Here is a 23,274-nt window from a genome sequence, read left to right on the forward strand (position 1 = left end):
GCTAAGAACTTAGAACTAAGATTGCAGGTAATACTATCACCTGCATTATCAAAAACAGTTTCTTTCTTAGTTCTTAGATCTGAGTTCTTAGTTCTTACAAATAAGGAGAAATATATGAAGAAGAAAACCACTCCCACACCAGTGAAAAAGCCCCTGCCAAAGATACTGAAAAACAAATGGTACCTCTATATGACCGAGTTTTTTGCAGGTATGTCCGTCATGGCGGTAGAGCTGGGCGCAAGCAGACTATTGGCGCCCTATTTCAGCTCCTCGCAGATAGTCTGGACTATCATCATCGGAACTATCATGATAGCAATGGCTCTGGGAAACATCTACGGCGGCAAAAGCGCCGACAAAAATCCCGATCCCGATAAGCTCTACGGGCGCATACTCATAGCCTCGGTTTGGATAGCCGCCGTGCCTTTCATCGGCAAGCTCGCTATCGCAGGCATAGCAGGACTTCTGGTCATCACCGTCAATACGAACTTCCTCATATGGGCGGCATTCATCACCTGCATGACCGTATTTGTGTATCCCCTTTTTCTCCTTGGAACTGTCACACCGTCACTTGTAAAGTACACCGTAGACTCCCTTGACGACAGCGGCAGTACCGTGGGTACTCTCGGAGCGTTCAACACTATCGGCTCTATAATCGGCACATTCGTCCCTACATTTATATCTATCCCTGCGGTTGGAACTGCCGTGACATTCCTTATCTTTGCAGGCATAATGCTCCTTATCGGACTTGTCTACTTTATCAGCAGCAAAACAGGCGCAGTAAAGACCGCTGTTGCTTCTGTGCTTTTCGTGGTATGCTGTTTTGCTTCGCCGTCTATGGGCTTTGCATTCTGGGAAAAAGGTCTCACCTATGAGGGCGAGTCCGTATACAACTACTTGCAGGTCAGCGAGGACGACTCAAACGTTTACCTCTCCACCAACGTTCTCTTCGGAGTCCAGTCCGTTTATGTAAAATCGGGAGAGCTTTCGGGTATGTACTACGACTACGCAATGGCGGCTCCCCTTATGACGGAAAAGCCCGATTCTGCGGATATTCTTGTACTCGGAATGGGCACAGGAACCTACGCCAAGCAGTGCACCGCATACTTCAGCGATGTAACTGCCGAGGGCGTTGAGATAGACGACAGGATAACCGACCTTGCCCATGAGTATTTCGAGCTCCCCGAGGATATAAAGGTCACTACCTACGACGGCAGAGCCTTTCTCGCCGCCTGCGACAAAAAATACGACGTCATAATGGTTGACGCCTATCAGGACATCACTATCCCATTTCAGATGTCCTCGGTTGAGTTCTTCACCCTTGTGAAAGACCACCTCACCGACAACGGCGTCATGGTAGTAAATATGAATATGCGCTCCGACAGCGCCGACGGTATCAACAATCGCCTTGCGGATACAATAGCCTCGGTATTTTCGGAAGTCCACACTGTTGACGTTGAAAACTGCACCAACCGCGAGCTTTTTGCCTCAAATAATGCAGATATGCTTGCACTTCTCCGCAGAAACACGGAAAAGCTCACAAACGAGCCCCTCAAAGCTATGATGAATACGGTTCAGGCGGAGCTTGTCCCATATACTTCGGGAGGAAAGATACTCACCGACGACAAGGCGCCTGTGGAGCTCCTCGGTATGCGCGTCATCGACGATATCATACAGGAGGAACTGGTATACTACAAGAAGCAGTTCAAGGAAAAGGGCATACAGGGACTGCTGGAATAAACAGCCGTAAGCCGTTCCCTGCAAGCTTGACAACAAACGCAAATTGGGGTATAATAGAGAAAATCGACTTTGGCTCACGCCGTGAAAGGATAAAATATGAACGCAAGTAAAATAGTTGGCTTTGCCATAGCACTGATAGCGGCAATACTTATCGCTATGGCTGGTAAGTCCTGTGCAAGGGACATTGCCGACAAGAACGAAAGCCGCCGTCAGAAGAATACAACTCAGGCTCCCTCTTATCATCTGATAACCGATGCACCTGTACCGCAAAATCCGACAGATCCGCCCCAGCTCATTGAGGAAACTACTCAGCGCGAATACGTCACCGTAACAAATATGCTGGGCGAGGTAGTTGAGACTATCCCCGTGACTACTCCCGAGGAAGCCGATATCCCAACTACTACCCTGTCTATGCTTGACGAATACAATCAGCAGTTTGAAGAAAGAACAACTTCAATATACGAAGCTCCCTATGAGGAGATACCCTATGTCTCTTTGAACGATGAGGGCTTCACTATCCCAATGGACTGATAAAACACAGGAAAGTATCTTCTCCGCTCCGTGCGGAATGAATAAAAAGGAGAAATAATTATGGTAATCATCGAAATGGAAAACGGCAAAAAGATCAAGATAGAGCTTTATCACGATATCGCTCCTATCTCCTGCGAAAACTTTGAAAAGCTTGTAAAGCAGGGCTTTTATGACGGACTCACATTCCACAGAGTTATCCCCGGCTTCATGATACAGGGCGGCTGCCCCAACGGCACAGGCACAGGCGGTCCGGGCTGGCACATCAAGGGCGAATTCGCAGCTAACGGCGTAAAGAACGACCTCAAGCACACAAGAGGAGTACTTTCAATGGCACGTTCAATGATGCCCGATTCAGCAGGCTCACAGTTCTTCATCATGCACGAGGACGCTCCTCACCTTGACGGCAACTACGCCGCATTCGGCAAGGTAGTAGAGGGCATGGACGTCGTTGACGAGATAGCAGAGTGCGCTACAGACTACAACGACAAGCCAACAACTCCACAGGTAATGAAGAAGGTTACTATTGAATAAGCAATAAATCATAGGGAACGCCGCCCTCGGCGTTCCTCGCAGGGCGGATATTATCCGCCCTTTTATTTTGATTTTTAAGCGGCGAAACTTCGTCCGTACACTACTCACTGCTTACTATTCACTGAAAAAGGCTTCACCTGAAAGGTGAAGCCTTTTTGTCATGCAGAAAGCATTACACACACTAAAAAGAAACATGATAAGCCGATATGCGGCTTGCATTTCATAACCGCTTCCTTAAACGAAAGCTGGTCTTTGAACATTCTCATGAGTATACCCACGATAGCAGGCATGAGCAGAGCAATAAGACCTAAACCGCCCCAGTCCTCAGACCTGAACGTCGCAAAGAACAGGATAAAGGCGATTATCTCCAGTATAATAAGCTCCAGCGCCAGATATGCCGCACCGTTTCTGTGCTTTACGCCCTCTTTTTTTCCGCCCTCAAAGGATAGTATCGCCGCAGCCTTATCCTGCGCTTCTGTCAGACTGTCCTTGGGAGTCTCGTTCTCCTCGCCGTTTATTGCGCTTTTCAGCCGCGGATCAAGAGAAGCAATCGCATTGTCAAGCTTTGTTTCCGGAGTTTCCTCAACAGGTTCAGGGATAATTTCGGGAGCTGCCTGCTCCACAGGCTGTATATCAGCCCCTTTCTCCTGCTGCGGGAGCTCTAACTTATCCCTTAATTTCGGATCAAGCGAAGCCAGTATTGCGTTTATGTCTTTTTTATCGTTCTGCATATTTATCATTCCTATCAGTGTTTATGATCAAATAACATTATTGCCATGCAGGGGCGAGCGGAACTCGCCCCTACGATCGGAATTTTTTTAATTCCAGCTTATACTAATTACTTCAAATAAGAAGCTAAACCGCTGATATTCTGCTTCTTTATCTCTACTGCAACAAGTCCTGCAACGATATTCGCGCCCTTTTCACAGAAGTGAGTACCGTCGGTAGAGCCTGCAACAGCTCCCATAAGGTGATAGCTCTTGGCTGTGTCGTAGCCTACTGAGTTATAGTGGTTCACCATAAGAGTATTGAGGTCGATACACGGAATGCTGTACTTCTTGGCAAGATTATAGCAGGCAGTATTGTAATTGGTATAGCTGTTTGCGAATCTGCCGTTTGAGTAAGCCTTCATGCCGATAGTTGTTGTTACAAGTATGGGAGTTGCTCCCTTGTCCTTTGCGGACTTGATGAACTGAGTCATGTACCATTCGTATGAGCCCGATGACGGATTGTCAACGTTGCCGCAGGTAGGTGCGTATCTGTCCGCATTTGAAGCGCCTGCGTCGTTGATAGCGAACTGTATCATTACGAAGTCGCCGCTCTTGAGGCTGTCAGCAATGGTCTGCCATCTGCCCTCGTCGTAGAACTTCTTGGAGCTTCTTCCTGCAATAGAGTGATTAGCAACAGTGATGTCGCTGTTGAAGTAGCTCTGCATATAGTAGCCCCAGCCCTGCTGAGGAGCGTATGACTCGCGGTAGCTCTGTACAGTTGAGTCGCCTGCGATGTAGAGAGTATGCTGACCGCTGCCTGTGTTCTGCTGCTCCTGTGAGGGATCGTATATCTCTGCATATGGTTCATCGGTAGCGCTGAGCTCGATATATTCAAGGTTAGGAGCTCCCTCGGACATTGCCGACTGCATTACGATAGTGTTTTTGCCTGCCTTGAGAGGAAGAACTATTCCGAACTCCTTCCAGTCAGTCCATGAGCCTGAGCCCGGGAATGACTGCATCCAGCATGAATCGAAATTGTTGTTCACGAATATCTTCATCTTACGGTCGTTGGTCGAGCCGTTAGCGAAGCGGATATGTGTCATGTAGTTGCCCTCGGCAGGAACGTCAACTGTAAAGGTGATGTTGCTGTCGGTGTTGTTGCCCAGATTTACATAGCCCTTGTCGTAGGTATAACCCGAGTTTGTAGTCTCGATAACGCCGTCGTTCCATGTCTGGTCAGCGGCATAGTATTTGAGCACAACAGGAGCTGTTGTAGTTGTGGTGGTCGTTGTTGTAGTCTCTGTAGTCGTAGTAGTCTGAGGAGCAGTTGTAGGCTGAGTAACTACAACCGAAACAGGTGTGGGCAGGTCATGGAGACCGAGGAGATACTCCTGTATGTAAAGAGCGTCCTGAACTGTCATACCGTCGCTGTTTCCTGTAACGTCCGCATTTGCCATGCCCTGCTCTGTGATAGCGTGGCTGTCTGTTCCGTTGTAAGCATACTTGTTCGGATTTGCAAGAGCCTGCATTATGAGAACTATATCCGACATATCAACACTGCCGTCGCAGTTAGCGTCGCCGTAGTTCACAAGTATCTGAACAGAAGTAGTTGTTGTTTCAGTCGTGGTGACAACTGTCGTTGTTGTGGTGGTCGTAGTCTCGCTTGTTGTAGTAGTTGTGGGAGTTGTAACGATGATATCGTCTACCTCTATCATCTCCCACTTCTGGCAGGCATGACCGTTTACCTCCCACTGCTGTACATTGGCGCCGTTATTTGTTGCAGCGCTGCCAACCTCTACCGCAGAAGCGTCACGGGAAGCTCTTGTGAGGATAGTCACTGTGCCGTCACCGTTATCCGCAAACTTGAAGAACTGGTCGCTGTAGCCGTTCTTGTCTGCAACAACTATATTCGCACCGTTGTCGCGGCTGCCGTTGTCAACATAGAGATAAAGGTCGGTATTTGCAGGCTTTATGTAGAAATAATCGCCTGTAGCCTGAACGCACTTCCATGTATTCTGGGGCTTTGAGCCGTCTGCACTTCCCTGCTGAACGTTTGTAGCAGAGGTCTCCATATAGAGTCCGCTGTTGACGTTCTTGAACATATAGCTTACTTCCGACTTGGGGTGGATAGGCTCTCTTGCAGGAGCACCTACCTCCTCAGCCATTATTTCGGCAATCTTCTGAGCGCCCTTCTTGCTCTGGTGGAGGTCGTCGTTGCTGCCGTTAGCCTGTATAGCATAGTATGAAGCCATACCGTCGTAGCCCACAGACAGACCGAAGTTCTGCCACTTTGTGAACAGGTCGACTACTCTGACGTTCTGCTCGCTGCCTATCTTGTCAAGAGAGCCGCCGTACCAGCGTCCTGTGAGCTTTGGATTGCGCTGCAAGTCACCGCGTCTGCCCTGCTGCTTAACGAGAATGACTTCCATTCCCTTAGCCTTGGCACGCTTTACCATATCGGTGACTGTATTGTAGTACTCCGTCTCGTTGGAGTAGTTTGAATCGTTGATACCAATGGAGATTATGTAATAGTCTCCCGACTTTCCGTATTTCTCAATAGGCGCGAATTGCCCTGCGTCAACGAAGCCCTTGGCGTATTGTCCGCTGGTAGCCATGTTGCGGACCTCATAGCCGCTGCCGAAAACTCTGCCGTTGAAGAACTGTCCCCAGCCGTGCTGTGAAGTATCCGCGCAGTTATAATAATTAGCAACGGTAGAGTCGCCGCATATCCATACCATAGGCGGCATAGTTCCCGTAGTGTTTATCTGTGTTATCTCCACTGCGGAAATGGACTGCTCACGCTTGCTCATGCCCTCTACAGCCTGAATATTCAGCTGTCCGTCGGTAACAGGGAGCTTTACTGTCTCGGTAGCTCCTCTGCCCGTCAGGTTCATCATCTGAACCATGCCCTCAAGCTTGATAGTGGTTCTCGGAGCATTTCCGATAGTGACCTTGACTTCATAGAGTCCCTTTGGCAGGTCAACGTTGAAGGTATTGCCTGTACCGTAGTCGTTGAACTTTACCGCGTCCGCTGTAACACCGCTGCCTCCTGCGGAAACATTGGACACGTTCCATGTCTGTGCGAATCCGTAGCCTCTGCCTGAATTATAGCCGTCTGTGGCAGAAACTCCCGTGTAGCCGCCTGCCGCACCGCTGCCGCCGAAATCGAACTTCCAGTTTGCCTGAGCAGCCTGTGCCTCAACAGGCTTGACTGCGCTTAGATTGCCCAGTCCTGCAAAAGCCGAAAGTGAAAGCGCCAGAGAGGTCAGCCCGCTTATCAGTCTTTTTGCTTTCATAGTATTCCTCCAATTCCGTACATCAAGTACGCATAATTATCTAAAGTAATTATATCATTGTTAATAAATCAAGTCAAGCTTTTTGCTGTGCAGTTTTGAATTATTTCTACTCATTTTTGTGCTGTTTTAACAATATAATTATGTCAAACTTAGCTCTTAGAAATGCACAGATGCTTGAATTATTAATAATACTGTGATATAATAATTATATAATCTAATAAAGAGCGGAGGTCTTACCATGAACCAGCATACAAGATTCAATCTCCCTATCTGCCTTGCAGTTGAGGAGGACGCCTTTTTTCATTCCGACGAGATAATAAAGCGCTATATCCCCGAGATAATCGGTCAGAAGACCGTTGTGGTCTCGGAGCAGTTCCTTATCGACATCTACAAGGAGAAAATAACCGATATCAGCCGTGACTTCGGCGGCGCAGAGATAATCGCCATGGAGCGTGCAAGCTTCGACGAAGCTGTTCGCATAGCCAAAAAGGTCTGTGTTGAGGACATAAAGGTCATAATCGGCATTGGCGGCGGCAGAGTTCTCGATACCGCAAAATATGCCGCACATATCAGCAAGGCGGTCTACATTTGTATGCCCACCTCTCTCAGCAACGACTCCCTTGCTTCGCCCTTTGCAGTTCTTGAGACCGAGGGCATGGCACGTAAGACCATTGAATGCAAAATACCCACAGCTATCATTGTGGATACAAATATGATAATCAACGCTCCCGTGAACCAGACACTTTCTGGCATAGGAGACACTATTGCAAAGCATACGGCGCTGTATGACTGGAAGCTCTCCGCAAAAAAGACGGACGCTCCCGTGGACGACTTCGCATACGCACTGAGCAGAATGAGCTACGATTCTGTCTATCACTGCGACGAACAGGACATGAAGAGCCGCGTGTTTATCCGTATCCTGTCAAGAGCTCTTGTCATGGGCGGTCTGGCTATGGAGATAGCAGGCTCCTCACGCCCATGCAGCGGCAGCGAGCACCTCTTCGCACACGCCATTGAGGAGTACTACCCCGAGATAAAAATAACCCACGGACTTGCAGTCGCTATGGGCTGTATCCCTGCCTGCATATTCCAGGGACAGGAACCCGACAAGCTTATCAGCTTCTTCAAAAAGCACGGACTGAGCATTGATCCTAAGTCCTACGGCATAACCGAGGATATGTTCGCGGATATGTGGGAGAAGGCAAGAACTGTCCGCAAGGGCAGGATAACCATACTTGACGAGATAAAGCACGACAGAGTACAGCTCAACGAAATATACAGCAGAATGACGGAGGGAAAATGAAAAAAGGACTGATATTCGATATGGACGGTACTCTCTGGGATTCCTCGGAGAACGTTGCCGCTTCATGGACTGAAAAAATACGTGAGCTCGGGATAGATATGCCCGATATAACAAAGGAAGACGTTATGGGAGTCATGGGACTTACCATGGACAAAATAGCTGATATCATTTTCAAGGGCTTCTCAAAGGAAAAGCGCATGGATCTTCTTGATGCCTGCTGTCTCCATGAGAACGACTATCTGCGCGACCATGGCGGCGAGCTCTACCCCGACCTTGAAAAAACACTGGTAAAGCTCAGCGAGAGCTACGGGCTCTACATCGTCAGCAACTGTCAGAAAGGCTATATCGAGGCATTTTTGGAGCACTACGGCTTCGACAGATACTTTGCGGATATTGAGTGCTACGGCAATAATTTAAAGGAAAAGGGCGACAATATCGCTCTTCTTGCCAAGCGCAACGGACTTGACAAGGCTTGGTACGTAGGCGATATACAGGGTGACTACGATGCGACTATGAAAGCAGGGCTTGATTTTATCCATTCCGCCTACGGCTTCGGAACTATCAGGCAAACCGTTCCCGAGCTGAAGCAGTTCAGCGACCTGCCCCAGCTTATGAAACAGCTGGATAAATAACTGTCAGGCAAGTTAAAAAGCCGTGCCTAACTGTAATACTTATACAGAAGTTTTATGCTTATTATTGAGAGAACCCCTTTTGAAAAAGGGGCTTCTCTCAAACTCTCTCCCTAAAACTTTCGTTTTGTTTTTTCTCAGATAGGGCGCTTTGCAAATAAAAACAGTCCTACAAAATGCAGGAGCGCCCTATCTGAGAAAAAACCAGATAAAAGTCTTTGGAAAGGGGTTCGGGGAAGAACCTTTCCTCAGAAAGGTTTTCCCCGATAAATAAATATAAATTTCTATATGAGTATCACAGTTATATGCACGGCTTTTTTCTTATTTATTCGATTCTCTCTGTATTCTGAACTCCACGGAGCGCTTGAGATATTCAAGATAATCCTCGTCGCGGCACATAGCCTTGCCGATATCGTCAGAGAGCTTTGCAACGGGACGTCCGTTTACGTACTGGAGCTTTATAACGATATTGAGAGCTGTCTCCTCTGTATCATTGGAGCAGAAAGTTCCTATGCCAAAGGACACCTTGGTCTTGTCGCAGAAGTACTCATACAGCTTCTGTGCGCGGTCAAAGTCAAGGCTGTCGCTGAACAGCAGGAGCTTTGTCTTCGGATCAACGCCGTACTTCTTGTAATGAGCTATTATCTTCTCGCCCCACGCATAGGGATCGCCGCTGTCGTGGCGGACTCCCGTATAGTTATTGACCATTGAACGGTTGAAATCCAGCAGGAACAGGTCTGTAGTCAACGTATCGGTAAGCGCAGTACCGTTATCGCCCTGATACTCGTTGTACCAGTCATTCATTGCATAGTGGTTGGTGTAAGCAAGAGGTATCGAGTCAATACCCTGATACATCTGCACGAACTCATGTGCGTATGTGCCGATAGGAGTTACATTGTACTTCATTGCAAGGTAAACATTGGAAGTACCCACGCACTTGTCTGTCTCGGTGCACAGGCGCTTCACCACAACGTCCTCCCACTCGCGCGAAAGTCGTCTGCGGCAGCCGAACTCCGCAAACTTGAATGTATATGTACCGTCACTGAGAGCCTTTATCTTTGCGTCAAGGCGCTCCTCAGCGGACTTTCTCAGCTTCTCGTAATCGAACTTCATGCGGAAGTAGACCTCGTTGACAATTTCAAGGAGATATATCTCGAACTGCATTGCAGAGAACAGCGGTCCGTCAACAACTATCTGAAGCTGACCGTTGCCGTCGAGCTCAGCGGTGACGTAGTCGCGGATAGGTCTCCACAGTCTCAGGAACTCAACGTAGTCGTCCTTGATAAAGCGTATGGAACGGAGGTAGTCCAGCTCTTCTTTCTTGAATGTGAGAGAGCAGAGGTGGTCGATCTGGTCGTTTATCTCCTGCACCATTTCGGCAGTGAAAACAACGTCCTTGTTGCGGCACTTGAAGTAGTACTGACCGCAGAGGTCTGTGTGCTTGTGGAAGATGACCTGATCCATGTTGAACTTGTACAGGTCGGTATCCAGCAGTGATACGACAATTGGTTGGAGCTTCATAGTTTTTATTCCTTTCTGTCCGATTAAAAATCGGTTATTTTCAGCAGTATATTGAAAAACTTCTTTATACATATCTTCCCCTATAACGCCATAGTAAAATTATAACTCATAACGCCCCGTTTGTCAATAAAAACGGCTTGACAGGCGGCTTTTTTGATGATATAATATGTATTGATATAACTACCCGACAGTTCGTTTGCGCCATCCTGTCGTTAAATAAAACCAGGGCATCTGTGTACACAGGGATACTGTGTAAAAGTGCAGGTCTACTGCACATAATTGGAGGACAGGTGCGTCTGCTTAATATTGGGCAGGCGCATATTTTTTTGAGCTGAAACAGCTCGACCGCCTCCACTTTCTGCTGATCACAAATAACTAACCACTGAAAATGAGGTGTGATAATGTATATACTAAAAACGTCAGCGGAGTTCGACAGTGCGCATTTTCTTGCAGGCTACAAGGGCAAGTGCGCAAATATCCACGGACACCGCTGGAAGATAGAGGTCTGTGTGGCTGAGGAAGCTCTCATTGCCGAGGGGGAAAAGCGCGGCATGGTAATAGATTTCGGCGACTTGAAGCGCGAGGTACGCACTCTTGCGGACAGCTTCGACCACGCTCTCATCTATGAGACAGGCTCGCTGAAAGCCGCTACTCTTGCCGCTCTCAGGGACGAGGATTTCCGACTTATCGAGGTAAGCTACCGTCCCACAGCCGAAAATTTTGCCCGTGATTTCTATGAAGTCCTCACTCAAAGGGGACTTCCCGTGAAGAGCGTGACCGTATACGAAACACCCGAAAACTGCGCGATATATGAGGAGGAAAAGTAATGCTGCCTGTTGTTGAAAAATTCATAAGCATAAACGGCGAGGGCGCTCACGCAGGCGAGCTTGCGGCGTTCATTCGTTTCCGCGGCTGCAACCTAAGCTGTTCATACTGCGACACCTGCTGGGCTAACACCGAAAACGCTCCTGCGGAGTACGAGACTATCGAGGAGCTTGCTGCATGGGTTGCCGAAAGCGAGGTACACAATGTAACTCTTACAGGCGGCGAGCCCCTGCTGCAAAAGGAATGCGGCGCACTGGCGGAGCTTCTCATAAAGAATGGCTGCCGCGTTGAGATAGAGACCAACGGCAGTATATCCCTTGAAAGGCTTGCTTCGGCGGAGTACCGCCCCATATTCACCATGGACTACAAGCTGCCGTCCAGCGGCATGGAGGAGTTCATGTGCATAGACAATTTCCGGCTTTTAGGCTGCCACGACACAGTCAAGTTCGTGTCGGGCAGTATCGCAGACCTTGAAAAGGCTGCGGAGCTCATAGACACATACAAGCTCACCGAGCGCTGCCATGTGTTCATCAGTCCAGTTTTCGGCGAGATAGAGCCTGCGGACATTGTTGACTTCATGGAGCAGCACAAGATGAACGGAGTCCGTTTGCAGTTACAGCTCCACAAATTCATCTGGGAACCCACAAGGAGGGGCGTTTAATGGACAGAGAAGCGATAGAATACCACGTTCTCGGACTTATAAAGGCTATCGGCGAGGATCCCGAGCGCGAAGGGCTGAAAGAGACTCCTGCCCGTGTCGCACGTATGCTTGAGGAAGTCCTTGAGGGAACTGCCTATACAAATCATCAGATAGCCGAGATGTTCGGCAAGACCTTTGAAGCCGACACCAGCTCCGATATGGACAGCGCCGTGGTCATGAAGGATATCACCGTATTCAGCTACTGCGAACACCACCTTGCACTCATGTACGATATGAGTGTTAACGTTGCCTATATCCCACGGGGAAAGGTCCTCGGACTCAGCAAGATAGCCCGTATCTGCGATATGGCTGCAAAGCGCCTGCAATTGCAGGAGCGCCTCGGCAAGGACATCGCGGAGATAATCTCCGAAGCCGCAGGAACTCCCGATGTGGGAGTAATGATACGCGGCAGCCACAGCTGCATGACAGCCCGCGGCATAAAAAACGCCAACGCAAAGACCGTCACAGGCACATATCTCGGTGAGTTCCGCAAAAATGCCGAGCTCAAAGATCTCATCAAATTCGACTAAGGAGAAACACATGAAAGCACTGGTTCTTTTCAGCGGCGGTGTGGACAGCACCACCTGTCTCGGTATCGCCGTCAATAAATACGGAGCTGACGAAGTTCTCGCCCTCTCCCTCTACTACGGACAGAAGCACAGCCGCGAACTTGAAGCGGCGCGTAAAATAGCCAAGCACTACGGCGTTAAGCACAAGGAGCTCGACCTTGCCCTTATTTTTGCGGACAGCGACTGCTCACTGCTCAGCGGCTCTACAGAGGATATCCCCAAGGAGTCCTATGCGGAACAGCTGAAAAAGACAGACGGCAAGCCCGTCTCCACATACGTTCCGTTCAGAAACGGACTTTTCCTTGCTTCTGCGGCAAGCATAGCCCTGTCAAACGGCTGCACGGAGATATACTACGGCGCTCACAGCGATGACGCCGCAGGCAACGCCTACCCCGATTGCAGCAGCGACTTCAATGACGCTATCAACCGCGCTATCTATCTCGGCAGCGGCGAGGAGCTCCGCGTTGTTGCTCCCTTTATTGGCATGAACAAGGCTCAGGTGGTAGCCGAGGGACTTAAACTGAGCGTTCCATATGAGCTCACATGGAGCTGCTATGAGGGCGGCGACAAGCCCTGCGGATCATGCGGAACCTGCCGCGACAGAATTGCCGCATTCAGAGCCAACGGCATGGACGATCCTGCCATGAAAGGAGAATAAATATGAGTGGAAGAACCGACAACGAAAAGGGCGATATCACCCTTCTCGGCAATCAGCATACAAAATATTCCTACGATTACGATCCCTCGGTGCTGGAGACCTTCCCCAACAAGCACCCCGACAACGACTACTTCGTGAAGTTCAATTGTCCCGAGTTCACAAGTCTCTGCCCTATCACAGGTCAGCCCGACTTTGCAACAATATACATCTCCTACGTACCTGCTGAAAAAATGGTGGAGAGCAAATCCCTGAAGCTGTATCTTTTCAGTTTCCGCAACCACGGAGACTTCCACGAGGACTGCGTGAACATCATCATGAAAGACCTCATAAAGCTCATGGAGCCAAAGTACATCGAGGTATGGGGAAAGTTCCTGCCCCGCGGCGGACTGTCAATTGATCCATACTGCAACTACGGCAAGCCCGGTACAAAATGGGAAAAAATGGCGTGGGAGCGCCTTTCACAGCATGATATGTATCCCGAAACAGTAAACAACCGATAAACGTAATAATTTTCAAAAGCATATGAGTGGGATTCCAAAGGGACTGTGTTCCTTTGGCGGAGTCCAGAGGCAGCGCCTCTGGTGGGTTTGGGCAAAGCCCAAGCATCGAAGGCGCTCCTAACAGGAGCGAGTACCCTCTGTCAGCTACGCTGACATCTCCCTGTACTACAGGGAGTCACCGCAAGGGTGAATTAAAAAAACAGTCCAGTGGACTGTTTTTGAAAGAGGGTGACTCCCCACGGGGTGGGGAGATGTCGCAATGCGACAGAGGGGACGGACCCGATTAGGGGGTCCTGCAAGTGAGGGCGTCCCTTAACAGCATACAATATGCAACTATACTCTTTAATATAAACAGACATGAAAAACTCCGCTGTATACCGTTAATACAGCGGAGTTTTCCTATTGGAGCATATTATGAAAAAAACATTATGCGATATCAAGAGAAGCTACCTTCTTGAGGAGGTACTCCTGTATGCGGAGAGCGTCATTTGCTGTGATACCCTCGCTTGACTTGTCAACGTCGCCGTTGAGAAGTCCCTTTTCTGTGATGTGCTTCTCGTCAGAACCGTTGAGACCGTACTTGTTTGGATTTGCAAGATACTGCATGATGAGAACAACGTCTGACATATCAATTTCGCCGTCGCAGTTTGCGTCGCCGTACTTGTCAGCCTTATCGTCAGGCTTGACAGTAGTAGTTGTTGTAGTCTCAGTCGAAGTTACAGTTGTCGTAGTTGATGTAGATGTTGATGTTGAAGTGGAAGTTGTAGTTGATGTTGTTGATGATGTTGTTGTCTCAGAGGTGGTTGTAGTTGTAGTAGTAGTTGTTGTCTGCTGAGTGCCGTTTGAAGAAATGATAAATGCCTTTATGCTTGTAGCACCTGTGTCAGCAGGAGATATCTCCTTGCCTGACTTGTCGGAAGCGTACCAAGCCTGTAAGAGTGCGGACTTTTCCTTCTTGATGTTCTCGATGAGCTGCTTCTTGACGTCAGCGTCTGTAACAGCCTCGGAAGGCTCAGTGGAAACGTCCATTACCTGCTTTGGATTGTTCATATCGAGAGTGATAATGCCTGACTTCTTAGCCTCCCATACGTATGATACCCAGTAGCTCTTGCCGTTGAGCTGTGGTGAGAAGCCCAGACAGCCGTTCATGAAGTTTGTATTGCCTGCGAACTGAACGTCAACGAAAGCAGTTTCGCCGATGCTTGTACCGAATGATACCATGCCGTTGCCTGCTTCTGTTCCGTATATCTTGTCGCTCTCGGAAACATTAGCAGATGTAGTTGTAGTAACTATCTCATTGGGGTTAGTAACAGAAGTAACGATAGTTGACTCAGCGTTTCCTCTTGCGTACTTGTTGATAGCAGCAACTATCTCGGGACGCTTCCATGTGCAGTTTGATCTGTCGAGGAGCATGAAGCTGATATCATCCCACCAGCAGCAGGTAACGCCTACTGATGAAGCATAAGCTGTGAAGTAAGCAGCGCAGTCAACTCTGTCCTGAACGTTGTTGCCCTTTTCTCTTGCGCCGTACTCACCGACGTAAACAGGGATACCCTTTGAGGTGTACTTCTGGTATACTTTGTCGAAAGCCTGATTTATCTCGCCTGTGTCTGTGTTGATGTTGAACTTGTTTACGCTCTGTGAGTCGCTTTCCTCAGCGAGAGCGAAGCCGTATGGCAGATATGCATGAACAGCTACGATAAGTCTGTTCTGTACCTTGTCTGTAGGTATCTTGAAGTTCTCATTTGTAGCGCCGTCAACGGAGCAGTCATAGCCCGGGACTGAAACGTATCTTGTACCGTTGTTTCCGCCTGATGAACGGATAGTGTCGAGAACGTCCTGATTGAGCTTGTTGATAGTCTTTATAGCGTCGATACAGTCAGCGTTGGAGGGATTTATCCACCACTCGTTCTGATGACCGATAAGACGGGGCTCGTTCATGGTCTCGAAAATGAGCTTGTTGTCGTAGTCCTTGAAGCGCTCTGCTATCTGTGACCATACAGTGGTCATGTACTTCTTGGACTGGTTATAATGAGCAGTATCGGGGTACATATACTTAGCGTCGTTATCGTGGTGAACGTTAAGGATAACGTACATATCGTTGTCAACGGCGTAGTCAACTATCTCCTGAACTCTGTCCATCCACTGCTTTGATATCTGGTAGTTGCTGTCAACGTGGTTGTGCCATGAAACAGGGATACGAACAGTTCTGAAGCCTGCTGCCTTAACGGTGTCTATCATCTTCTTGGAGGTCTTGTAGCCGCCGTTCCAGCAGGTCTCGATACCCATTTCGCTGCCTACCCAGCCTGTATCGTCGATAGCGTCCATAGTGTTGCCGAGATTCCAGCCGAGGCGCATATCCTTTACGAACTTTATGCCCTCAGTCTCGGGAACTGACTTTGCAGGGATATTGAGGTTGGGAATATTGTAATCGGCAGCAGCCACCTTATTGCTTGTAAGGAGAGGTACTGAAAAATCGCCGATATCGGCAACGTTTATGTCGGAGCTTGCTGCTGCGGCAGAAGCGCTGTAATTGTCGCTGCTGGTTTCACCTGCATACTGCTGGATACTAACGCTTACAGCGGAGGTGGTGAAAATTGAGCTTCCCATAGCAGATGAAGCGAGAGTAACAGCTGCAAGTGCCACAGACCAGCTCTTTTTGAAGAAACTATTCATGATAAAACTTCCTTTCTTAAATCATAATCTATGTTTGTAGGGGACGCCGCCCTCGGCGTCCCGTTCAGGGAACGCCCTCCCTTGCAGGGCGACACTAATCGTGTCCGGCACCCTCTGTCAGCTTTGCTGACATCTCCCTGCACAGCAGGGAGTCACCCTCTTGAAAAACAATCCACCGGATTGTTTTTGAATTCACCCTTTGCGGAGCGCTTCGTAACTGCGGGGTTACTCCCCACAGTGTGGGGAGTAACTCCGCCAAAGGAACACAGTCCCTTTGGAATCCCGTTCATGGGCTCAGCAAGTTATTGCGTTAAACTATGATTTATCATGTTGATTTTATTATAGAGCAACAAGATGTAAAATTCAATGAAAATTCCAACTCAATTTATGTACTTTTCAGCTTTTTGCAGTTGATTTCTCCCCTGCTTTATGTTATAATCAGGTAAAGAGGTGATGCCCGTGAGAAAACGCATAGCTTTCATAACCGTAAATGTTGAAAAGCTCTACCAGACCAGCCTTATCGAAGCCTTGTCGCGGCAGTCCGCTGCCCTCGGCTACGACCTTGTTGTGCTTACCCATTTCGTAAACTTCGACAACGAGACCGACCACCTGAAAGGCGACGAAAATATCTACACTCTCATAAAACAGCTCAGCTTTGACGGAGCCGTTATCGACTTAGGCTCGTTCTACAGCCGCTCCCTGTCAAAAAAACTGGAGGATATGCTCTGCGAAAAGGGCATACCTGTCATAGCTCTCGACTATGTAAGCGACCGCTTTGAGAGCTGCCTGCAAAACAACAGAGAGAACTTCCGACAGCTCACCGAGCACTTCATAAAGGTTCACGGCTTTAAAAAGATATACTGTCTCAGCGGTCCCGAAAAGATAATACACTCAGACCAGCGTATCGAGGGCTACCGCGACGCCCTCACAGAAAACGGCATACCATTCCGTCAGGACTACATCTTCTACGGCGACTTCTGGGTGAACTATGCAAAGGACTTCGCGGCACGAATCGCAAAGGGAGAGGTAGAACGTCCCGAAGCCATAGTCTGCGGCAACGACTTCATGGCTTTGCAGCTCTGCCTGTCCCTTGCCGAAAACGGCATAAACGTCCCCGACGATATCGCCGTAGGCGGCTATGACGGCAACCCCGATGTCAGCAGCTATCAGCCCTCCCTCACCACATTCGGCAATGCGTTCATGGAAAACGGTATCGGAGCCATATGCCGCCTGCATGAGCTCATAAGCGGTGAAGCTCCCACACAGCGCATAGAAGTCCGCCCTGCCGTTAAGACGGGAGCAAGCTGCGGCTGTAAGGCAAATACCTCGGGAAACGCCGCTATCAGCGAGAAGATGTTCGCAAGGGACATGAGCATGGGGATATTCATGCACAGCAACTACTCCTCCATGATGAACAACGTCAAGAACATGGAAGAATGTGCCATTGTCCTTGCGCAGAACGCCTACCTCATGGACTCTCGCAGCGACTTTTTCCTCTGTCTCTGCGATGACGAGGAAAGCACAAACAGCGGCTACACAAAGAAAATGCTTTGCCGCATAGCATATTCCAGCGGAAAAAGCGATATCACTCCGCGGAAATTCTCCCTCGACAAGCTGATACCACAGCAGGAGCTCTCTGACGAGCCTGCCGCATACATATGCACTCCCCTGCACTACCTCGACAGGAATTTCGGCTACTGCGTCCGCCGATATACGGGAGCAGTTATCTTCGAGCAGTACTACGGCGAATTCTGTCAGGTGGCTGCCAATTCCATTGAGCGCATACGTATGCTTGATTACGAGAAGTCTCTCAACGAGAAAATACAGCGGCTCTCAGAGCGTGATATCCTCACAGGACTTTTCAGCCGCAAGGGACTTATCTCCCGAACCGATACTCTCAGCCCCGAACAGCGATACTACGGCGTTATCTACTGTATCGAGGGAGCAGAACAGCTCCGCGGACAGTACGGCAGCGAGTACGTAAGGCAGATAATAGTATCCTTTGCACAGGCAGTCAACCTTTCCTGCGCAAGGGGCGAGCTCGCCGCAAGAACAGGCAGCGCGGAGTTCATTATAATAGGCGAATGTGACGATTCCGACTTTCCCGAGCAGCTTTTCGTAAACTCGCTGAAGTCCAACCTCAAGATGATAGAAGCACAGCAGAACGTGAGTATTTCAGCAAAGCTCCGACGCTTGTCCGCAGTCACCCAAAGCGGCACAGCTCCAACGGATATGATAACCCAGCTTGAGGAAAGGCTCGAAGCCACGCGAAGCTCCGCAGGTGACAGCAGCAGCGCCTATCTTGCGAAAATAAGGGAGCTCCGCTACAACGTCTATGAGGAGCCTCAGCTTGAATGGACAGCAGAGACAGCCTCCGCAAAAATAGGCATAAGCACCTCCTACTTTCAGCATTTGTACCGACAGTTCCTGAATATGAGCTTCAACGCCGATGTTATCTCAGCAAGACTTGCCCTTGCGGAAAGACTGCTTGCAAGTACTTCGCTCAGCGTAGGCGAGATAGCGGAGAAATGCGGCTATCCCGACGCGTCGCATTTTATGAAGCTTTTCCGAAAGAAAAAGGGCGTAACAGCCTCGGAGTACCGAAAAGCCATTAGCCATTAGAAAAGCTGACAATTAAATAGCCAAAACCAATAAAATATGTAGGGGCTGGCGTCCTCGACAGCCCATCAAGTTGTTGCGTAAAAAACACATTGTCAAAAACAGGCATAAAGCTAACCATAGTACTTATACAGAAGTTTATAGTTATTTATGGGGGAAACCTTTCTGAGGAAAGGTTCTTCCCCATACCCCTTTCCAAAGACTTTTATCTGGTTTTTTCACAGATAGGGCGCTTCATAAATAAAAAAATTCCTGCAAAATGCAGGAGCGCCCTATCTGTGAAAAAACAAAACGAAAGTTTTAGGGAGAGAGTTTGAGAGAAGCCCCTTTTTCAAAAGGGGTTCTCTCAATAGTAAACATAAAATTTCTATAAGAGTATCACGGTTAAGCTTTATGCCTGTTTTCATCATATCTCACGGAATACATAAGCTCCGTTTTTCTTTGCCACAATATAGTTGACGCCGCTGAAAACAAAGGTATACCGCGCAGGCTTGAAGTTCCTGAAAGTCACTCTGTCACCTGTGTTCATATTCCTTATGGTAACGCTCTTGTCGTCGGAGGTCGTAAACAGCATTTCCGAGGACAGCATATCATCAAATCTGAACGTCTCTTCGCCGTCGGAATCGTTTACGATATCGCTGCCGAAGCCTCTTTTAAAAATATAGGTATCGTTTCCTATACCGCCGCACAGCAGGTCATCGCCCTCTTCACCCATAAGAGTATCATTGCCCACACTTCCGTAAAGAGCGTCGTTGCCTGCTCCGCCCTTGAGAGTATCATCACCGAAGCCGCCATGGAGATAATCATTATCCTGATTTCCCGATAAGAAATCTCCGCCAGCTCCGCCAAAGAGCTTGTCGCTGCCTTCCTCGCCGAAGAGATGATCTGCGCCCTCTTCTCCGTAGATATCATCGTTACCGCCCTTTCCATGGAGATAGTCGTCGCCGGTGCCGCCGTATATAGCCTCGTCAGCGTTGGTAAACGCAAGATTGTCGTTTCTGTTGGTACCATATCTCAGAACCTTTCCCTCGTTGTTACAGTACTCGAAATACTTGCTCCAGTTACTGAAGCCTGCAAGACTTCCCAGACCTATGCTGCGCAGAAAGCTTGCACGCACGTTCATTGAAGTGTTGATATACGACTTTACAGCAGAGACCGCATTGCTGACAGCTTTTGCACCGCCTCTCAGGCAGGAGTTTACCATATCCATAGCCGAGAGCTGATTTTGCAAAACGAAGCCCAGCTCCGCAGTGAGCTGCTTTGAGGACACCTCCCCCACTGCATAACCAACCTGCGCCGCACGCTCGGAGATACTCTCTATGGCAAGTGAAGCGCCGAGATAATACAGCTTCATGAGGTCGGGATCGGACATGACATAATTGAGCCTGTCCCCGATAGGTGCAGAAGCAAGAGAGCTGTCCGCATTGGCGTCGTGCGGGAAGATAAGCAGGTCAAAGAGCATATCCTCGCCTTGTCTTGTACCAACATATGAAGTCAGGGGCACGATTATCTCGTACAGATTTGTGAGGAATCCCACGCTCTCCTCAAGAGTGGCTTTTTCGCCGTTGAGACCGTTTGGAGAATTGCTTCCGCCGATGAACTGCTCCGAGAGAGTCATAAGCGTCCTGCACATATCCTCTCTCTTGTCATGGGGAAGATTCATGGCGTTTCTGCTAAGCTCCTTCGAGCACTTTGCCAGCTCTCTCTGCTGACTCACCTGATCGTTGAAGGCGTTTCTGCTGAAATCGAAAAGATAATCACAGTAATGCTTGTTAACGTCCTTATAGTATTCGGGCACTATAGTATGAGCGCCGAAAATATCCGTAGCCGCCGTTTTAGTTCTGATATAGACTGTATTGGACTTGGGTATGACCTTTTTTCCAAGGACATTCACATAGTCATTGTCTCCGCAGACGGAATACATCTTATTGCAAAGCCCCTTAACGCGGCTGTTGTTTGCGTTGTAGTAGTCGATACTATTCAGAAACTCAGGTGAAAAGCCCTGTCCGTCAAAGGATATACAGTACCTTACCTTGTCACCGTAGCCCGATCTCAGCGTAACGAACTGGGACAGATTTCCGCCCTTTGAGTGACCTGTTACCACAAGCTTTACATCGCCGCCAAGGTCAAGAGTATCCATAACGTCGTTGAAGTATCTGAGAGCCACATTCTGATACTCCGACGAGGTATTGGAAAGACCGTCGCCGTTGTCGTACCAGCGTCCCGTGCCTGTACCGCGGTACACCACGTATACCTTTGAGCCGTCGGAACTTCTGAATACCGCACCGCAGGCTCCCTTGTACCTTGCTCTGTCATGCTCGGAAAAGCTTACCAGCTCCAGTTCCCCCACATCTGAATTCCTGTTATGAGCAAAACTTCTCCTTACCATTTCCAGAGCCGCTTTCTGAGAATCCTCAAGACCGTCCATGCTTATCTGCTCGGCAATGCTTTTCAGAGTGATCGGCTGTTTGCTCCTGATACATTTGTCAACGTACATGAATGTATTGAGTATTATCGAAGCTCTTGCTTCATTTGTTATCCCTTTTTCTGCAAAAAAATCAGACATAGACATTTACCCCCATTTTTTGTCCGTAATATTGAACTCGTCGTCCATTCCCACAGTACAGTCAGCGATGATATGCGACTTATCCGCATCTGCGGCTGACACAGCGGAATCATAGTATTTATCGTCATCAAGATATGCAATGTAAAAATAACAGCGTATTTTTTCGTCTTTGAGCTTTTCCAAAAGCTCGTCAAGCTTCTTTTCCTTCTTGGACAAATCCTGTCCGCCGGGAAGAAGCACTGAATAATAGCACTTTGAAGCCTTCAGCATCTCCTGCACCGTGGAATCCTTTCCCATATCCGCAGGCAGGACCATTTTATCATCGGGAGCATAGAACGTCCTGCACTTCCCGTAGACCTGCTCCGCCATGGATTGCAGATAAGCCTCAGCGTCCTTTCTGAGATAATACGCCATGTAGTTGTCCCTGTTCTCGGTCTTGCCGTCGAAAACTCCGCGAACCGCGTATACCGTATCATCGGGGAGCTTCTCCGAGCGGACGTGTATTGCGCAGTGATCCTGCATAGCCGTGCCGCCTCCTGCGTTATCCACAAATGTGAAGCTCTCGCCGTACTTTTCATTCAGACTTTCGATAAGAAGCGTCTGACCGTCCTTTACAGCCACCTCTGCACTATTCTTATTACAGCCAGTGCCGCCGAAGATGACAGCCGCCGCAAGAGCCGCTCCAAAGGCTATATGCTTAATGTGTTTTCTGATATATATCACCTCCGATACAATATGCGCTCCTGCGATCACAGACAGCGGCTCGGAGCAGTATCCTGCCCCGAGCCGCATAAATTCTCAGCCTATCAGTGATAAATAGTGAAATAACGCGATATAGCTGTAATAAAATGCATGGAGCGACATTGACGTATTAGCTAAAAGTATGACTAACGATTATGTTAATATTTTACACATTTTTAGTGCTAATGTCAATATATCCTATATCTATTTTGTAATTTTACGCAAAATTTTTGGCGGATTGTATAAGCTTCGCGCTCCGAGTATGTGTAAAATGCCGGTTTGACAAATAACATATCCTGCCATACGTATAACATTTTCTCGCAGACTGTTGACAAACGGCATAAAAAAGGGTATAATATCGTCGTAAAGGAGCTGATAACGATGCAGAACGTCACCACCGAAAAAGCGCTGAAAAACCAGCTTGCCTCCGTCCGTATGGAGGGCTACCGCTTTTCGGAAAAGGAGATCGAAAACGTCAGAAGATGTCTTAACGGCGAGCTGTCATTCAAGCAGTTCACAGATAAGATAATCAAAGACGCCAAAAGAAAATAATGGCTGTCTATAAAATAGAGGGCTGTCAGTGGAACTGCTACCCTGATACAACAGTGCTCATAAACAAGCTTGATATAAGAGACCAAAAGGAGCTCGACGCTCTCGAAAAGCAGATAACCCTGCTCCGCGGCATACAGGCTGAACAGGAGACTGAATTCGTCAATGTTGACTTTGAGTTCTACAAGTCTCTCCACAGGACTCTCTTCAGAGACCTATACGACTGGGCAGGCTGTCTCCGCACTATAAATATCTCCAAAAAGGGTACTGTTTTCTGCGACCATAGCGAGCTTGAAAGGCTCGGCACACTGAAATTCAAGCGCCTTGCCGCTCAGAACTTTCTCTGCGGACTGTCAGACAGCGAATTTCTCGATGAAACAGCTGAACTGTACCACGAGCTCAATATGCTCCACCCATTCCGCGAGGGTAACGGACGCACCCTTCGTCTGTTCATAACCCTGCTTACGCGCAATGCGGGACGGGATATCGACTTTGCAAAATGCGGCACGGATATGCTCATTATCGCAGCCATAAAAGCTGCGCAGGGCGATCTGTCCATGCTCAGAGACGTATTCGGAGAAATGATCTCCCCTTCAATGTAAAAGACCGCTTT

The 23,274-nt window shown here is 48.6% G+C and carries 20 protein-coding genes; 14 read left to right on the forward strand and 6 right to left on the reverse strand.

Features of this window, described 5'->3' with window-relative positions; all coding sequences use genetic code 11:
- Positions 1-114 precede the first annotated feature (114 nt).
- The 3 genes from BT105_RS12670 to BT105_RS12680 all read left to right on the forward strand — a co-directional run bounded on the left by BT105_RS12670 (position 115) and on the right by BT105_RS12680 (position 2,799).
- On the forward strand, positions 115-1,737 hold the full coding sequence (locus tag BT105_RS12670) for a spermidine synthase (protein ID WP_072301080.1): 1,623 nt from the start codon (positions 115-117) through the stop codon (positions 1,735-1,737).
- A gap of 96 nt (positions 1,738-1,833) precedes the next feature.
- A complete protein-coding gene (locus BT105_RS12675; RefSeq protein ID WP_072301081.1) occupies positions 1,834-2,268 on the forward strand; it encodes a hypothetical protein in 435 nt (144 codons plus the stop codon).
- A gap of 60 nt (positions 2,269-2,328) precedes the next feature.
- Positions 2,329-2,799, forward strand: a complete 471-nt coding sequence (locus tag BT105_RS12680) for a peptidylprolyl isomerase (RefSeq protein WP_072301082.1) — start codon at positions 2,329-2,331, stop codon at positions 2,797-2,799.
- A 158-nt stretch (positions 2,800-2,957) separates the two neighbouring features.
- Here BT105_RS12680 and BT105_RS12685 read toward each other — a convergent pair whose 3' ends face one another.
- Positions 2,958-3,530 (reverse strand): hypothetical protein, encoded by a 573-nt coding sequence (locus tag BT105_RS12685; protein WP_072301083.1) that lies wholly within the window; start codon positions 3,528-3,530, stop codon positions 2,958-2,960.
- A 107-nt stretch (positions 3,531-3,637) separates the two neighbouring features.
- A complete protein-coding gene (locus BT105_RS12690) occupies positions 3,638-6,805 on the reverse strand; it encodes a GDSL-type esterase/lipase family protein (protein WP_072301084.1) in 3,168 nt (1,055 codons plus the stop codon).
- 238 nt (positions 6,806-7,043) lie between these two features.
- Here BT105_RS12690 and BT105_RS12695 point away from each other — a divergent pair, with 238 nt between their 5' ends.
- Positions 7,044-8,108, forward strand: coding sequence for an iron-containing alcohol dehydrogenase family protein (locus tag BT105_RS12695; protein WP_072301085.1), 1,065 nt, complete (start codon positions 7,044-7,046; stop codon positions 8,106-8,108).
- Positions 8,105-8,740, forward strand: coding sequence for an HAD family hydrolase (locus BT105_RS12700; protein WP_072301086.1), 636 nt, complete (start codon positions 8,105-8,107; stop codon positions 8,738-8,740). The genes BT105_RS12695 and BT105_RS12700 overlap by 4 nt, the downstream gene beginning before the upstream one ends.
- Positions 8,741-9,058: 318 nt before the next feature.
- On the opposite strand, the gene pncB is transcribed toward BT105_RS12700, so the two are convergent.
- The gene (gene pncB, locus BT105_RS12705; protein WP_072301193.1) at positions 9,059-10,258 is read right to left on the reverse strand and encodes a nicotinate phosphoribosyltransferase; all 1,200 of its coding nucleotides are present in this window, start codon (positions 10,256-10,258) and stop codon (positions 9,059-9,061) included.
- Positions 10,259-10,659: 401 nt separating this feature from the next.
- Here pncB and queD point away from each other — a divergent pair, with 401 nt between their 5' ends.
- From queD to queF, 5 genes are read left to right on the forward strand one after another with little or no spacing between them, the layout of a single operon-like run.
- Positions 10,660-11,085 carry a 6-carboxytetrahydropterin synthase QueD gene (gene queD, locus BT105_RS12710; protein ID WP_072301087.1) on the forward strand — a complete coding sequence of 142 codons (426 nt, stop codon included), beginning with the start codon at positions 10,660-10,662 and terminating at the stop codon, positions 11,083-11,085.
- Positions 11,085-11,744 carry a putative 7-carboxy-7-deazaguanine synthase QueE gene (queE, locus tag BT105_RS12715; RefSeq protein WP_072301088.1) on the forward strand — a complete coding sequence of 220 codons (660 nt, stop codon included), beginning with the start codon at positions 11,085-11,087 and terminating at the stop codon, positions 11,742-11,744. The genes queD and queE overlap by 1 nt, the downstream gene beginning before the upstream one ends.
- Positions 11,744-12,313, forward strand: coding sequence for a GTP cyclohydrolase I (gene folE, locus BT105_RS12720; protein WP_072301089.1), 570 nt, complete (start codon positions 11,744-11,746; stop codon positions 12,311-12,313). The genes queE and folE overlap by 1 nt, the downstream gene beginning before the upstream one ends.
- Positions 12,314-12,323: 10 nt before the next feature.
- On the forward strand, positions 12,324-13,010 hold the full coding sequence (gene queC / locus BT105_RS12725; protein ID WP_072301090.1) for a 7-cyano-7-deazaguanine synthase QueC: 687 nt from the start codon (positions 12,324-12,326) through the stop codon (positions 13,008-13,010).
- Between the two features lie 2 nt (positions 13,011-13,012).
- A complete protein-coding gene (queF, locus tag BT105_RS12730) occupies positions 13,013-13,510 on the forward strand; it encodes a preQ(1) synthase (protein ID WP_072301091.1) in 498 nt (165 codons plus the stop codon).
- Between the two features lie 426 nt (positions 13,511-13,936).
- On the opposite strand, the gene BT105_RS12735 is transcribed toward queF, so the two are convergent.
- On the reverse strand, positions 13,937-16,186 hold the full coding sequence (locus tag BT105_RS12735) for a cellulase family glycosylhydrolase (RefSeq protein ID WP_081367905.1): 2,250 nt from the start codon (positions 16,184-16,186) through the stop codon (positions 13,937-13,939).
- A 459-nt stretch (positions 16,187-16,645) separates the two neighbouring features.
- Between BT105_RS12735 and BT105_RS12740 the strand changes: the two genes are divergently transcribed.
- Entirely contained in the window at positions 16,646-18,808 is a 2,163-nt protein-coding gene (locus BT105_RS12740) for a substrate-binding domain-containing protein (RefSeq protein WP_072301194.1), read from the forward strand.
- Between the two features lie 89 nt (positions 18,809-18,897).
- Positions 18,898-19,122 carry a hypothetical protein gene (locus BT105_RS14895; protein WP_143186600.1) on the forward strand — a complete coding sequence of 75 codons (225 nt, stop codon included), beginning with the start codon at positions 18,898-18,900 and terminating at the stop codon, positions 19,120-19,122.
- A gap of 89 nt (positions 19,123-19,211) precedes the next feature.
- On the opposite strand, the gene BT105_RS12745 is transcribed toward BT105_RS14895, so the two are convergent.
- Positions 19,212-21,371 (reverse strand): alpha/beta hydrolase family protein, encoded by a 2,160-nt coding sequence (locus BT105_RS12745; protein WP_072301092.1) that lies wholly within the window; start codon positions 21,369-21,371, stop codon positions 19,212-19,214.
- A 6-nt stretch (positions 21,372-21,377) separates the two neighbouring features.
- Positions 21,378-22,094 (reverse strand): hypothetical protein, encoded by a 717-nt coding sequence (locus tag BT105_RS12750; protein WP_207646769.1) that lies wholly within the window; start codon positions 22,092-22,094, stop codon positions 21,378-21,380.
- Positions 22,095-22,391: 297 nt separating this feature from the next.
- Here BT105_RS12750 and BT105_RS15115 point away from each other — a divergent pair, with 297 nt between their 5' ends.
- A complete protein-coding gene (locus tag BT105_RS15115) occupies positions 22,392-22,664 on the forward strand; it encodes an antitoxin VbhA family protein (RefSeq protein ID WP_177243989.1) in 273 nt (90 codons plus the stop codon).
- Positions 22,664-23,263 (forward strand): Fic/DOC family protein, encoded by a 600-nt coding sequence (locus BT105_RS12755; RefSeq protein ID WP_072301094.1) that lies wholly within the window; start codon positions 22,664-22,666, stop codon positions 23,261-23,263. Before BT105_RS15115 ends, BT105_RS12755 begins: the two co-directional genes overlap by 1 nt.
- The last annotated feature ends 11 nt before the right edge of the window (positions 23,264-23,274 follow it).

The sequence above is a fragment of the Ruminococcus flavefaciens genome, from assembly GCF_900119075.1.
In the GTDB taxonomy this organism is placed as follows: Bacteria; Bacillota; Clostridia; order Oscillospirales; family Ruminococcaceae; genus Ruminococcus; species Ruminococcus flavefaciens_Q.

Bases quoted from the DNA above. Each gene is read 5' to 3' on its own strand.
- BT105_RS12755 (WP_072301094.1), top strand. From the start codon at position 22,664: ATGGCTGTCTATAAAATAGAGGGCTGTCAGTGGAACTGCTACCCTGAT.
- BT105_RS12745 (WP_072301092.1), bottom strand. From the start codon at position 21,371: ATGTCTGATTTTTTTGCAGAAAAAGGGATAACAAATGAAGCAAGAGCT.
- BT105_RS12680 (WP_072301082.1), top strand. From the start codon at position 2,329: ATGGTAATCATCGAAATGGAAAACGGCAAAAAGATCAAGATAGAGCTT.
- pncB (WP_072301193.1), bottom strand. From the start codon at position 10,258: ATGAAGCTCCAACCAATTGTCGTATCACTGCTGGATACCGACCTGTAC.
- BT105_RS12700 (WP_072301086.1), top strand. From the start codon at position 8,105: ATGAAAAAAGGACTGATATTCGATATGGACGGTACTCTCTGGGATTCC.
- queD (WP_072301087.1), top strand. From the start codon at position 10,660: ATGTATATACTAAAAACGTCAGCGGAGTTCGACAGTGCGCATTTTCTT.
- BT105_RS12685 (WP_072301083.1), bottom strand. From the start codon at position 3,530: ATGCAGAACGATAAAAAAGACATAAACGCAATACTGGCTTCGCTTGAT.
- BT105_RS12675 (WP_072301081.1), top strand. From the start codon at position 1,834: ATGAACGCAAGTAAAATAGTTGGCTTTGCCATAGCACTGATAGCGGCA.
- BT105_RS12690 (WP_072301084.1), bottom strand. From the start codon at position 6,805: ATGAAAGCAAAAAGACTGATAAGCGGGCTGACCTCTCTGGCGCTTTCA.
- queF (WP_072301091.1), top strand. From the start codon at position 13,013: ATGAGTGGAAGAACCGACAACGAAAAGGGCGATATCACCCTTCTCGGC.
- queE (WP_072301088.1), top strand. From the start codon at position 11,085: ATGCTGCCTGTTGTTGAAAAATTCATAAGCATAAACGGCGAGGGCGCT.
- BT105_RS12735 (WP_081367905.1), bottom strand. From the start codon at position 16,186: ATGAATAGTTTCTTCAAAAAGAGCTGGTCTGTGGCACTTGCAGCTGTT.
- BT105_RS12670 (WP_072301080.1), top strand. From the start codon at position 115: ATGAAGAAGAAAACCACTCCCACACCAGTGAAAAAGCCCCTGCCAAAG.
- folE (WP_072301089.1), top strand. From the start codon at position 11,744: ATGGACAGAGAAGCGATAGAATACCACGTTCTCGGACTTATAAAGGCT.
- queC (WP_072301090.1), top strand. From the start codon at position 12,324: ATGAAAGCACTGGTTCTTTTCAGCGGCGGTGTGGACAGCACCACCTGT.
- BT105_RS12695 (WP_072301085.1), top strand. From the start codon at position 7,044: ATGAACCAGCATACAAGATTCAATCTCCCTATCTGCCTTGCAGTTGAG.